General features: G+C 43.7%; 11 protein-coding genes. 8 read left to right on the forward strand and 3 right to left on the reverse strand.

Features of this window, described 5'->3' with window-relative positions:
- Positions 1-18: 18 nt before the first annotated feature.
- From AC1DUD_RS00365 to AC1DUD_RS00375, 3 genes are all read right to left on the reverse strand, one after another.
- Positions 19-363 carry a YciI family protein gene (locus AC1DUD_RS00365; protein WP_477369970.1) on the reverse strand — a complete coding sequence of 115 codons (345 nt, stop codon included), beginning with the start codon at positions 361-363 and terminating at the stop codon, positions 19-21.
- Between the two features lie 21 nt (positions 364-384).
- The gene (locus tag AC1DUD_RS00370; RefSeq protein WP_477369973.1) at positions 385-837 is read right to left on the reverse strand and encodes a carboxymuconolactone decarboxylase family protein; all 453 of its coding nucleotides are present in this window, start codon (positions 835-837) and stop codon (positions 385-387) included.
- Between the two features lie 78 nt (positions 838-915).
- Positions 916-1,332 carry a hypothetical protein gene (locus AC1DUD_RS00375; protein ID WP_477369976.1) on the reverse strand — a complete coding sequence of 139 codons (417 nt, stop codon included), beginning with the start codon at positions 1,330-1,332 and terminating at the stop codon, positions 916-918.
- 166 nt (positions 1,333-1,498) lie between these two features.
- On the opposite strand from AC1DUD_RS00375, the gene AC1DUD_RS00380 reads away from it, so the two are divergent.
- The 8 genes from AC1DUD_RS00380 (at position 1,499) to AC1DUD_RS00415 (ending at position 12,611) form a co-directional block, all read left to right on the forward strand.
- Positions 1,499-1,957 carry a DUF1569 domain-containing protein gene (locus tag AC1DUD_RS00380; RefSeq protein ID WP_477369979.1) on the forward strand — a complete coding sequence of 153 codons (459 nt, stop codon included), beginning with the start codon at positions 1,499-1,501 and terminating at the stop codon, positions 1,955-1,957.
- 89 nt (positions 1,958-2,046) lie between these two features.
- Complete coding sequence (locus AC1DUD_RS00385; RefSeq protein ID WP_477369982.1) at positions 2,047-3,132, forward strand: acyltransferase family protein; 1,086 nt, start codon at positions 2,047-2,049, stop codon at positions 3,130-3,132.
- Positions 3,133-3,317: 185 nt separating this feature from the next.
- On the forward strand, positions 3,318-3,914 hold the full coding sequence (locus tag AC1DUD_RS00390) for a DUF6436 domain-containing protein (RefSeq protein WP_477369986.1): 597 nt from the start codon (positions 3,318-3,320) through the stop codon (positions 3,912-3,914).
- A 24-nt stretch (positions 3,915-3,938) separates the two neighbouring features.
- Positions 3,939-6,197, forward strand: a complete 2,259-nt coding sequence (locus tag AC1DUD_RS00395) for a response regulator (protein ID WP_477369989.1) — start codon at positions 3,939-3,941, stop codon at positions 6,195-6,197.
- A gap of 114 nt (positions 6,198-6,311) precedes the next feature.
- Positions 6,312-6,710 carry a hypothetical protein gene (locus AC1DUD_RS00400; protein WP_477369992.1) on the forward strand — a complete coding sequence of 133 codons (399 nt, stop codon included), beginning with the start codon at positions 6,312-6,314 and terminating at the stop codon, positions 6,708-6,710.
- A gap of 155 nt (positions 6,711-6,865) precedes the next feature.
- Entirely contained in the window at positions 6,866-8,260 is a 1,395-nt protein-coding gene (locus AC1DUD_RS00405; protein WP_477369995.1) for a TolC family protein, read from the forward strand.
- 13 nt (positions 8,261-8,273) lie between these two features.
- Positions 8,274-11,519, forward strand: coding sequence for an efflux RND transporter permease subunit (locus tag AC1DUD_RS00410; RefSeq protein ID WP_477369998.1), 3,246 nt, complete (start codon positions 8,274-8,276; stop codon positions 11,517-11,519).
- A 6-nt stretch (positions 11,520-11,525) separates the two neighbouring features.
- Positions 11,526-12,611 (forward strand): efflux RND transporter periplasmic adaptor subunit, encoded by a 1,086-nt coding sequence (locus AC1DUD_RS00415; RefSeq protein WP_477370001.1) that lies wholly within the window; start codon positions 11,526-11,528, stop codon positions 12,609-12,611.
- Positions 12,612-12,777 lie beyond the last annotated feature (166 nt).

The raw sequence follows: 12,777 nt of genomic DNA on the forward strand, positions 1-12,777 counted from the left end.
ATACAAAGGCATTTTGTTTTATACAGAAGGAATAGCCATTCGCACTTCAACCGTAGCTCCCCATTGCAATATCGGGCAGCCCTTGGCAATTTCAACAGCATCGTCATAATCTTCGGCCCTGATCAGGAACAAACCTCCTATTGATTCTTTAATTTCGGCATAAGGGCCATTGATCACCGTATTTTGTTTGATCACCCTACCATCGCCATCCCAGCGTTTTGGCGGGCCTATCAGTTTGTTTTGGGCCGCTATGCCGCCTATCCAATCCTGGAAAGGTTTGATAGCCGCCTGCATTTGCTCGGGCGAAGGGCTGGCGTCGTTACTTTTCAGATCCCTGTGGATCACTAACAAAAACTCATTCATAAGGCTATGTTAATAAGCTGTTTAAGCAAACTGACCTACCTGGTAAGTACCAGCTACGTTGGGGAACGATAGATTGACGCGGTTCCAGGTGTTAATGGTAGTAACGGCCATAGTAAGATCAATCAGTTCTTCATCACTGAACTGTGCTTTGGCGATGCTGTATACTTCATCGGTTACATGGCAGGCGGTAACAGCTTCGGCCCAGGCAAAGGCAGCTCTTTCACGTTCGGTATAATAAGGTGATTCTTCCCATGCACTCAGTCCGTATAAACGCTGTTCGGTTTCCCCCTTGGCGCGGGCATCTTTATAGTGCATATCAAGGCAATAAGCACATTTATTAATTTGGGATACTCTGAAGTTTACCAGTTCAAGCAGAGCATGTTCAAGCGAGTTTTTTGCAAGGTAAGCACCCATGCCGAATAATGGCTTTAATGCGTTTTGTCCTTTTTCCCAAATGCTGATTCTCTTTTCCATTTTGTTTTAAATTTATGTTGTTAAAACCTAATGACAACCATGCTGTGCTGATTGGACAAAATGGAGAAAAAATAATTTTTATTTTTTGGGAGGTAAATCAGCGTGTGAATTAATCGGCTTCTTTTTGATTGCATTTGCTATCGCGCCGCCAACAAGCCCGCATAACGCCGCCAAACCCGTTACAAAAATAATGGTTACAAGCCAGGCTTGAGTAGTGGGCGAATTTTTGATGTTCCCCGTATTTGCGTGTAAGAGCATAGAAATTTTCCATCCTATTGTTGAATCAAAGAAACCTGTAAAGGCGGCAATCCAAACACCATTTTTTAGATTGATGATACGGGTGCCCTGAAAGCCCCAAATAGTATAAATAGAGAATGAAACAAAGAATAAATACGTATAGTTAAAATTAAATTGTTTTGAAATAATGGAGCCTAAAACATCAAATAGTGTAATTGCTATACAGCCGGTTAAGAGTAATTTATTTATTGGTTTCATAAACGTGATAATGCAGATTTAGCAATAAATCTATGCTAAAAAACTGATATGAGATTTAACAAGATTTAGTTTTTGGCGATTTTGTGGGAAGATATCAAGCTTGATGCATTCTGTTTTGTATGATTATCCCATTTTCAAAACCACAAATTGTACCTATCTTTCCTTCATGGCCTTACCCAATATTTTCACTGTACAGGTAGCTGACGATGTGATCAGCCGCATTAATAAACTTACCCCTCAAACTTCACCACAATGGGGTAAAATGAACGTTGCACAAATGCTGGCGCATTGCTGTGTAACATACGAAATGGTTTATGAAGATAAGCATCCAAAGCCGGGTGCCTTCATGAAACTGATCCTGAAAATGCTGGTTAAAAATAAGGTAACAAGTGAAACGCCCTATAAGCGTAACAACCCTACTGCACCTGCATTCCTGATTACCGGTGAGAGGGATTTTAATACTGAAAAAACACGCTTGATAGCCTATATCCGCAAAACGCAGCAATTAGGCGAAAGTGCTTTCGATGGCCGCGAGTCGCATTCATTTGGCCCGTTAACACTTACTGAGTGGAATAATATGTTTTATAAACATGTTGACCATCATCTTACCCAGTTTGGTTGTTAAGGGACCTATTTGAAAATGCAGGGTCTTCATCCGGCAAATTTTTGTTTACTTAGCAAATCAGGTTCCTGCACTCAACCTGGTTTGCTACTATGGAAAAACTAAATTCCGGAATCCTTAAAACCAAACAGCATTTTGAAATTCTTGACGGCTTGCGGGGAGTAGCAGCTATAGCTGTTGTTACCTTCCATTTTATGGAGATCGCTTACTCCGATTACAGCAAGGATTTTATAGGTCACGGTTTTTTGGCGGTTGATTTTTTCTTTTGCCTGTCGGGCTTTGTAATTGGCTATGCCTATGACGATAGGATAGGCAAAATGGGCATTAAAGAATTTTTTAAGTCGAGGTTGATCAGGCTGCACCCGCTTGTTATCATGGGCTCGGTATTGGGCTTGTTAGGTTTTTTATTTGATCCCTTTGCTACTCAGCCTATAGCACGCAGCGCGGGCAGCATATTACTGTTATTTCTTAGTTCGATATTCATGATCCCGAACCCTGGGATGACCGAGCGATATTTTAACTTGTTTGGCTTTAATGCACCCGCATGGTCGTTATTTTGGGAATATGTAGCCAATATTGTGTATGCGCTTGTGCTTTACCGCCTTGCCCGGCGTTATCTCATAGTGCTGGCCGTGATTTCGGCGGTGGGTATTTGCTATGTGGCCGGCCGTTCGGGTAATTTGATGGGCGGTTGGAGCGGCGGTACTTTTTGGGACGGCGGTGTGCGGATAGCTTATTCTTTTACCGCTGGTTTGTTGGTTTACCGGTATAACCTGATCATCAAAAACAGGCTTGGCTTTATCGGTCTGTCGATTTTATTGATGCTGGCTTTCCTGATGCCATTCTCATCCTGGAACTGGCTAACCGAGCCTTTTGTAGTCATCATTTATTTTCCGTTACTGGTGGCATTAGGGGCAGGTGCTGTTCTTAACGATGGCTTACGTAAAATATGCGTTTTCTCGGGTAATATCTCCTACCCCTTGTACATGACACATTATGTTGTGATGTGGTTTTTTGGTAGCTATTATGCTGCAAACAAGCCCGATGCTATCCACCTGGCGTATATTATTATACCCGGCTTGATCATATTGGTAGCATTTGCCTATCTTGTTATGAAGGCGTACGATGTTCCATTACGCCGTTATTTAACTGAAAAGAGAAAACAAAACATTAAGTAAGTAGAGGGCATAATCGTCAGTTTAATCAAAGGTTAAAGGGTGGTTCGCCAGTACAATTAAGCCTAAAACCTGTATGTTTAAAGCGCTGAAAAAGTGTTTTTTATACACTAAAAACAGTATTTTTACAAATGGCTTTTTGCAGTTTTTTCAACAGTTTTTGTTGATGTGCAGAAAACTTTGGCACAATGAGAAAAACGTTAGTTATTGGTTGGCTTGTTATACTTTTCGCTGTTGTTGGCGCACTATTTTGGTATAATGAGCTGCAATATCAGCTGCCCACGCCTATTCCCGAAAATTACAAGCCGGTAAAGCAAGGTTCAATAATCTCTATCAATCCCAAGCATTTTAAAGATCACAGCAAACCACTGTTCCTGCATTTTTTTAATCCCGGTTGCCCATGCTCCAGATTTAATGTTAAGCAGTTTAAAGCTATTGTCGAGCAATACCGCGGACAGGTAAATTTTGCCATTGTGATCATGAGCAACAAACATTTTACCGAAAGCGAGATTCAGGATAAGTTCGGCATGAAGCTGCCCGTAATATTTGATCCTTCCGTTGCCGAATCCTGCGGGGTTTATTCAACACCACAGGTTGCACTAATTGATACAGCAAGCAAATTGTACTATCGTGGTAACTATAATGTAAGCCGTTACTGCACCGACGAAAAAACGAGTTTTGCCAAAATAGCAATTAACGGTTTACTTAGTAGCAATACCCGACTCACATTTAATAAATTGGCACTCATATCATATGGCTGTCGATTGCCCGATTGTCATAATTAACATACCCCTAAGTTTTAAATAATAGTGACTGCAGCCATAGCCCAAAACATCAATTTTCAAACAGAGATCAAAGACCGCTCAGACAGGTTAATGAATTACTTTTTGCCTGTGCATTTTATAGTTGGTTTAGCACTGGCCTTTTTTTATGATACCTGGCTTATAGCTTTTGGAGTAGGAGGCCTGTGTCTGCTGGCTTACTATACTGCAAAAATAGCTTTGCCTCAATCTGCTCTTTATCAATATGTGCTGGCTGCCGTACTGGGTATTTTTATGGCCCAATACATTTACCAGATGCACGGCATGTTTGAGATGCACTTTTTTGCATTTATTTCAAGCGCATTACTTATCACCTATCAAAACTGGAAGCTGCAGGTCCCGCTGCTTATAGTGGTTGTTATACATCATGCTACTTTCAGCTATCTGCAGGATATCGGTTACGGGAATATATTTTTTACCCAACTCAATTACTTTGATCTTCAAACGTTTGTGATTCACGTATTGCTTACCGGTGTTATCATGTTCATATGCGGGCTTTGGGCTTACCAGCTGCGTAAGTACAATGAGTTAAGAATCGTGCAAACCCTCGAAATGGTTGATCTGCAACGCGAAGCCCAATTATCGCTTGAGCGTAAGCATAATGAAGAGGTTTTGGCCGCAGCAAACGAGGAGCTTCATCATTCCAACCATGAACTTCAAAAAGCACGTCTCGCCGCAGACCAGGCTAACCAGGAAAAGAGCATCTTCCTGGCTACCATGAGCCATGAGATCCGTACACCTATGAATGGGGTTATAGGTATGTCGGCGTTGTTGAATGAAACCGAACTTAATGAAGAGCAGCGGATGTTTACCGAAACCATCATCAACTGCGGCGAAACGCTCATTCACGTTATTAATAACATTCTTGATTTTTCAAAGATAGAAGCAGGCAGTCTTGACTTGGAGCAGGAAGACTTTAACATAAGGCAAAGCATTGAAGACGTAATGGATATGTTTGCCGTTAAAGCCGGACAAATGGGGCTCGACCTGGTTTACGAGATCGATGAAGATATATCACCCAGCATTATCGGCGATCCCTTGCGACTTAAACAGGTGCTTATAAACCTGGTAAACAATGCCATTAAGTTTACCGAAAAAGGCGAAGTGGGTATTAGAGTAAGCTGTTTGGAAAAACAGCCTGATGGCTTGCTGAAATTGCAGTTTGATGTTTGGGATACAGGCATTGGCATCCCGAAAGATAAGTTGCACCGCTTGTTCCGTGCCTTTTCACAGGTTGATTCATCCACCACGCGTAAATATGGCGGTACCGGTTTAGGTTTGGCCATATGCCAAAAACTGGTTACGCTAATGGGGGGCACCATAGGTGTTTTAAGCTTACCGGGGGTTGGGGCAAAGTTTACCTTTACTATAAACGCATATCCCGGAGATATATCTCATCAGCAATCGCCAAGCTTTGACCTTACCGAATTACATGGTAAAAAAGTATTGGTGGTTGACGATAACCAAACCAACCTGTCCATCCTGCAACGCCAGTTTGAAAATTGGAACCTTAAACCTGTAACTGCCGAATCTGCGGCGGAGGCTTTGGTGGTGCTCCAAAAGAACAAAGATATTGACCTGGTAATTACCGATATGCATATGCCTGTGATGGATGGGGCTATGCTGGCTAAGATCATCAGGGATGAGTACAATCACTTGCCGATCATATTGTTAAGTTCAGTAGGGGAGGATTTTGTAAAAGACAGGCGGGCGCTTTTCACTTCTATCATGAGTAAGCCTATTAAACAGCAGGTGCTTGGCAAGCAGGTTTTTATGGCGCTCAGGAGCAACGCGAATCAAAATGATGATAAACAGCTTAAACCCAAACTGTCGGTTGATTTTAGCGATAAATATCCGTTTAACATCCTCATAGCCGAAGATAATGAGATTAACCAGCACGTTATCAAACACATTTTAAGCAAAATGGGTTACAAGCCCGGGATGGCTAAAAACGGGCTCGATGCTATGGAAGCCCTGTATAAAAACGATTATGGGCTGATATTAATGGATATGCAGATGCCCGTAATGGATGGCCTTGAAGCCACCCGTGCGATCCGTAAAGAAGATATTAAACAACCGGTCATCATAGCCCTCACAGCTAACGCCATGACCGGCGACGAACAAGAGTGTTTACAAGCCGGTATGGATGATTACCTGAGCAAACCTGTAAAGCTTGATGAACTAATGAATAAACTCTCGAAATGGTATACTGTAGTGAGTAATAAAGCAGCAGCTCGTCAGGGTTGATGAAGCTTTAATCTTTTTCATTGCAGAAATGATCGGGAAGCGATCGATAATTGCAACAATACTTTTGCAAAACAAATTGGTATTTTTTTTCATTTTTGCATAGGTTAAGTTAATATGCTGAAAAAGAGGAAACCGGAGTCTTTGAAATCATTACTGGTTTTGGCAGTAATGGCTTTTTATTTGCTCATTGCAAGCAGCCATGTTTTCTTTCTTCCACGACTAACGGAATTGCCAAGTACACACTCAACAGCATTTAATTCAGTTTTTAAACGAAAAATTGAAAGCGTTCACCGCAGTTTTAATGAATCAAGCTATGTTCAAAGGCCGGATAAATCAACCCTTGAGGAAAAGAAATCCGTTATTGATTTGATCACTGCCATTGTGAGCAGTTTTATATTGCTGTTTTTTATATTGCAGCTTTGGAAATCGTTCCCGAAGCCATTAATTCGAAGCTTCAGGCTTACGCCCGGCTATCGATATACTTATCTTTCCCTTTGCACTTTTCGCATTTGATCTGAATGGTTGAAGGCGCTCTGCCTTTAGATCCATCATCATTTTTTTAATTAATTATCCATCGTTTACCGGTATTTTCTGCTGTAGCTATCAATCTGCATTGATGATTGGCTGCGTAGGCATTTACCGGTAAGCATATTCCGGAAAATAAAAACATGCGAATTTCAAAGAAATTCTGCTGTGTGTTTGTAGGCTTGTTAATTACGGTCTGTAGCTACGCACAGCAGCAAAATAATACACCGGTTAGTTTAAAAACGCTGCTTAACAGCGTAAGCCAAAACGCGCCAACCTTACTAACCGATTCGGCGGCAATAGCGATAAAACAAGCCATGGCGACGGAAACCCGCAGCAGCTGGTTGCCCAATCTTAAATTAAATTATCAGGCCGACTACGGTACCAACAATAACGTTGCCGGGCCATATTTTGGCTTCGGTATCATTCCTTCCGATTCAAGGGGGGTACGTACCGAAAGTAACACGACCACTGTATCTGCCAATGTAGGTGTGGCCGCGCTCGATTGGGAGATCTATAATTTTGGTGCCTACCGTGCCCAGAACAAAGTGGCTAATTCCGATATCCAGGTACAACAAAACCAGTTTGCCGATTCAAAGTATCAGCTACAGGCCTACACTATTGGTAATTACCTGTTATTGTTAAAACTGGAAAATTTTCTTTCCATTCAGGCCCGTAATATTAACCGTAATAAAGAGATCCGGCGCTCCGTTCAGTCACTTGCCAAAAGCGGGGTACGTGCCGGAGTTGATACCAGTATTGCAGAGGCCGAACTATCAAAAGCCCGTTTGAATTATATCGAGCTTAATAACCAGCTAAAACAGGTTCAATTACAGCTATCGGCCATTAGCGGTTTGCCGTACCAAACTATTGTGCCCGATACTACTTTTGAGCAGAGCCTCATCGGTACAGAAAATAACCTGCAATCATCAGCAGTTGATACCTCGAATCACCCTTTGATCAACTATTATAAATCTGTGTATCAAAACAGCCTCCAACGCGAAGAGCTTGTTAAGAAAAGCTACAACCCTAAAATAATGTTGGAAGGCGCTGTTTGGGGCCGGGGTTCAAGTGTTGATGCTAATGATCATTTTAACAGCCTGAGCAGTGGTTGGGGCTTCGACAGGAATAATTACCTGGTAGGTATAGGTGTTACCTATAATCTGTTTGATATCCGCCGCAGGCAGTTAAAGCTAAGGACACAACGCGCTAATACCGATTATACCCGGAAAAAGCTGGAAGAACAAAAGCAACTGCTGGCTGTAAACGCCAATCAATCAAATGTGGAACTGCAAACAGCGCATGAGCGTTTGCTTGAGATCCCTCATCAACTTAAGGCCGCTACTGATGGCTATCGTCAAAAGCTGTCGTTGTATAAAAACGGCTTAACTGACATTATTGAACTCAATGCAGCACTAAACATCCTTTACCGCGCCGAAACAGATTATGTACAGGCTAAATATGCTTACTCGAACGCGTTGTTCCAGAAAGCCATTACTGAAAACCAGGTGAGTTCTGTATTAAACCTTTTAAAATAATTTAGCTATGTCAATGGTCACATCCGCACTTAAAAGGCCCATCACCACGGTGGTGGTTACCTTAAGCCTGCTCATTTTTGCAGTGCTTAGTGCTATCAATATACCAATAGATATTTTCCCCAAATTAAATCTGCCCACCATCTATGTAATTGAATCATACGGGGGCATGTCGCCCCAGCAAATGGAAGGTTTTTTTTCAACCCGTTTGCAGGATCAGTTTCTGTATGTGAACGGCATCAAAAGTATCACCAGTAAAAACATCCAGGGCTTAACCATGGTGAAGCTGAGTTTTTACGAAAGCACCGATATGGCCGAAGCCCAGGCCCAGGTGGCTTTACAGGTAAGCCGCGTAATGAGCTTTTTCCCTCCGGGGGCATTGCCGCCGCAGGTGGTAAGGTTCGATGCCTCATCGTTGCCTGTTGGACAACTGGTGCTGTCGGCCCCTAATCGCAGCCTGAAGGATATTTACGATATGGCGGCCACTAAGGTAAGGCCGATGTTTGCAACCGTTCCGGGTTTATCGGCTCCGCCACCATTTGGTTCAAATGCAAGGTCGGTCACTTTAAATGTTGACCCTAACAAACTCAGAAGCTATGGCCTTACGCCCGATGAAGTGGTGAGTGCCTTAGCCAGGTTTAACGTGATGTCGCCTTCGGGTAACCTGCGATTAGGTAACACCATGTTTGTAACTACGGTTAATACGCTGATCAACCAGACCGATGAATTTGGCAACATTCCGGTAGTAACCAAAAACGGCGTACCAATCTTAATAAAAGATGTTGCGCGTGTTGCCGATGCTACCGACGTTACCGTTGATTATGCGCTGATCAATGGCAAGCGCTCCATTTATCTGCCGGTGGTAAAAACCGCCGATGCAAGCACCTGGAGCGTGGTGCAGGCTTTGAAAAAGAAGATCCCGGAAATTCAAGGCCTTTTGCCCGATGATGTTAAGATCTCGTACGAGTTTGACCAGTCCATATTTGTGATAAATGCCGTGAAAAGCTTGTTAACAGAAGGCGGTTTGGGCGCTTTGCTTACCGGGCTAATGGTATTATTGTTTTTGCGCGACTGGCGAAGCAGTTTGATCGTAGTGATCACTATCCCGGTTTCTATATTATTGGGCGTATTGCTGCTTGGCTTATTCGGCCAAACCATCAATATCATGACCTTAAGCGGGCTGGCGCTTGCCATCGGTATTCTTGTCGATCAGGCCACGGTAACTATTGAGAATATTCACCAGCACCTGGAGATGGGCAAAAGCAAAGCGCAAGCAATTTATGACGCTTGCCAGGAAATTTCGTTCCCGCTGTTGCTGATCCTCCTTTGTATCCTGGCCGTGTTTGCACCATCATTTATGATGAACGGTGTGCCTAAAGCCATGTTCCTGCCTTTGTCGTTATCTATCGGTTTAACCATGATCGTGTCGTATATCATAGCGCAAACGCTGGTGCCGATCTTGTCGAACTGGCTCATCAAGGCCGAAACTTATCAGCACTATGAGCAGGGCAAACTACACGCCCATGCCGGCGAGGCAATGGACAGGCCCGAAGAAGGGCAGGTAAATCGTCATCTGCAGAAGGAACAAAAACACCCCGAAAAGAATGACCTGTTTGAACGGGTAAAAATACGTTTCATAAACATCCTGCAAAAATGGATGCCGAATAAACGTGTAATTGTACCTGTTTACCTTGTTATAGTGTTGTTGCTTGCAGGTGTATGCTTTGTTACCATAGGCAAGGACATGATGCCTAAGCTTAATAACGGCCAGTTCCAGATCAGGATCAAAGAGCCGGATGGTACAAGGCTTGAGCGAACGGAGGATGGGTTGAAACAGGTATTGCAGATCATCGACAGTACCGTAAATCATCACGTCGCTATTACATCGGGCTATGTGGGAATTGTGCCCAGCAGCTACGGTACAAGTAACCTCTACGTGTTTAATACCGGTACACATGAGGCCGTATTACAGGTTAATCTTGACGAGGACTATCATGTTAATATGGACGAGCTTAAGGATGCTCTCCGTAAAAACATTGCATCGCGCATACCCGATCTCCGTATTACTTTTGAACCTATTGACATGACCGAAAAGATCATGAGCCAGGGTGCATCTACCCCAATTGAAATAAGGGTGGCGGGGAAAGATATGGCACAGATAGAAGGCTATGCCAACAAAGTTTTGGCCGGGCTTAAAAAGATAGATTACCTGCGGGATGTGCAGATCAATCAGCCTTTAAAATTCCCGGTGGTAGCTATAACGCTCGACAGGTTGAAGGCCGCTCAGTTGGGGTTGGATATTAAGGATGTTGCCCGCTCTGTTACAGCCAGTACCTCATCAAGCCGCTTTACGGAGAAAAATCTTTGGCTCGATGATAAATCGGCTTACACTTACCAGGTGCAGGTTCAAATTCCGGAGTATGTGATGAATACAATGGATGAGCTGAAGGAGATCCCATTGGTAAAAGGGCAAAGCACACCGGTACTGGGCGATATTGCCAGCTTCAAGGTTAACTATGTTCCCGGCGAATATGACCGTACCGGTCCGCGCCGCTTTTTAACGGTGAGCGCTAATATTTATAAAAAGGACCTGGGCACGGCTACCGCTGCTGTTCAGGACGTTATTAAATCGGTTGGTGCGCCTCCTAAAGGCTTAATTGCAGAAGTTAAAGGGATGTCGAGCCTGCTGACTGAAACGTTGGACAGTCTGCAAAACGGTTTGATGTTTGCCATTTTGGTGATCTTTTTATTGCTGGCTGCCAATTACCAGTCGTTTAAATTATCGCTTACCGTGTTATCTACCGTGCCTGCGGTAATATTGGGCTCGCTAACAGCCTTGCTGCTTACCGGTTCAACACTTAATCTTCAAAGTTATATGGGGATGATTATGTCGACAGGGGTATCGGTAGCAAATGCCATCCTAATTGTGACCAATGCCGAAACGTTAAGGCTCGATTACAGAGACTCGACAAGGGCAGCCATTACCAGTGCATCAATCAGGCTAAGGCCAATCCTCATGACCAGCTTGGCCATGATGGCCGGCATGGTCCCAATGGCATCGGGTATGGGTGAAGCCGGCGAGCAGACCGCTCCATTAGGCAGGGCCGTTATCGGGGGCTTGTTTGCCTCAACTTTGGCTGCGCTATTTATACTGCCGCAGGTATTTGCCTGGGTGCAGCAAAAAACTACTTATGATTCCCCATCCCTGTTAAAGGATGTAAATGTTAACCAACCACAACAACTTGAAACTTCCAATAGCTAAAACATCATGAAACCAAAATATATCATACTGCTAAGCAGTATCAGCCTGATGGCCGCATGTGCAGGCAATCAAAAACCGGTGGATATGACAGAATCCAAATCCACCAAAAAAGTAACCGGATATGAAACCGGCAAAGTATCCGAAAAAGCACTGTCAAGCGAAGTCCGGCTTCCGGGGCAGTTAAAGCCATATAACGAGGTAAACCTGTTCCCGAAAGTAAACGGGTTTGTGAAAACTGTTTTTGTTGACCGGGGTACACTGGTAAAAAAAGGGCAGCTATTAGTTACCTTAGAAGCACCGGAAATGGAATCACAACTACAGGCTGCCGATTCGCGCTATATGCAGGCCAAGGAAAATGCTGTTGCCAGCAAGGAAAAGTATCAGCGATTAAAAGAAGCCGCAAAAGAGCCTGGCTCAGTTTCGCCGCTTGAACTGGATAACGCGCTGGCAAAAATGAAAGCCGATGAAGCCATGGCCCGTTCAGAAAATTCTATTGTTGCATCTGTACGCGCCATGCAGGATTATCTGAATATCCGTGCCCCTTTTGATGGCATGATTATACAACGTAACGTATCGCCGGGTGCTTTGGTAGCTCCGGGGAAAGGCACAGATTTGCCTATGCTCATTTTGCAGGATACCCGTAAACTACGTTTGGAGGTTTATATCCCCGAAGACTACGTTGACAAAGTTGATCTTAAACAACTTGTTAAATTCACTTTTAACGCCATGCCCGGGCAGGAGCAAACCGCTAAGATCAGTCGCTCGGCGAATGCTTTAGGAAGCATGCGTTCTGAAGCGATTGAGATAGATGTACAGAATCTCCAGGGAATATTAAAACCGGGTATGTATGCTGAAGTTAAGATCCCGATGTTATCCGGCGCTAAATCACTGCTTGTTCCCAATAACGCCATCATCCGATCAACCGAACGCGAATATGTGATTGAGGTAAAAAATGGCAAGGCTGTTTTAACAGATATCAAAGAAGGATTGACAAGGCATGATTCAACCGAAGTATTCGGCAACCTGAAAGCCGATGATACTATCCTCAAAAATGCAAGTGATGAGGTAAAGGACGGCGCAATGATTAATTAGAATGTTTTTCAGTTCCTCCCAAGGGAGGGGGGCGGAAGGCATGTGTAGTAGCAGGGAGGGGTTTATGCGTTTTAATAGTCCAATAATGCGTAAACCCCTCTCTACACCCTCCCAGGGGAGGGAATCGCACAATCCCCGCTCATAACACTTCTATTTCAAGTAAACA

This window comes from Mucilaginibacter sp. P4_A11, assembly GCF_056402535.1.

Coding starts and splice junctions, on each gene's coding strand:
- AC1DUD_RS00365 (WP_477369970.1), bottom strand. CDS start 363: ATGAATGAGTTTTTGTTAGTGATCCACAGGGATCTGAAAAGTAACGAC.
- AC1DUD_RS00370 (WP_477369973.1), bottom strand. CDS start 837: ATGGAAAAGAGAATCAGCATTTGGGAAAAAGGACAAAACGCATTAAAG.
- AC1DUD_RS00375 (WP_477369976.1), bottom strand. CDS start 1,332: ATGAAACCAATAAATAAATTACTCTTAACCGGCTGTATAGCAATTACA.
- AC1DUD_RS00380 (WP_477369979.1), top strand. CDS start 1,499: ATGGCCTTACCCAATATTTTCACTGTACAGGTAGCTGACGATGTGATC.
- AC1DUD_RS00385 (WP_477369982.1), top strand. CDS start 2,047: ATGGAAAAACTAAATTCCGGAATCCTTAAAACCAAACAGCATTTTGAA.
- AC1DUD_RS00390 (WP_477369986.1), top strand. CDS start 3,318: ATGAGAAAAACGTTAGTTATTGGTTGGCTTGTTATACTTTTCGCTGTT.
- AC1DUD_RS00400 (WP_477369992.1), top strand. CDS start 6,312: ATGCTGAAAAAGAGGAAACCGGAGTCTTTGAAATCATTACTGGTTTTG.
- AC1DUD_RS00405 (WP_477369995.1), top strand. CDS start 6,866: ATGCGAATTTCAAAGAAATTCTGCTGTGTGTTTGTAGGCTTGTTAATT.
- AC1DUD_RS00410 (WP_477369998.1), top strand. CDS start 8,274: ATGGTCACATCCGCACTTAAAAGGCCCATCACCACGGTGGTGGTTACC.
- AC1DUD_RS00415 (WP_477370001.1), top strand. CDS start 11,526: ATGAAACCAAAATATATCATACTGCTAAGCAGTATCAGCCTGATGGCC.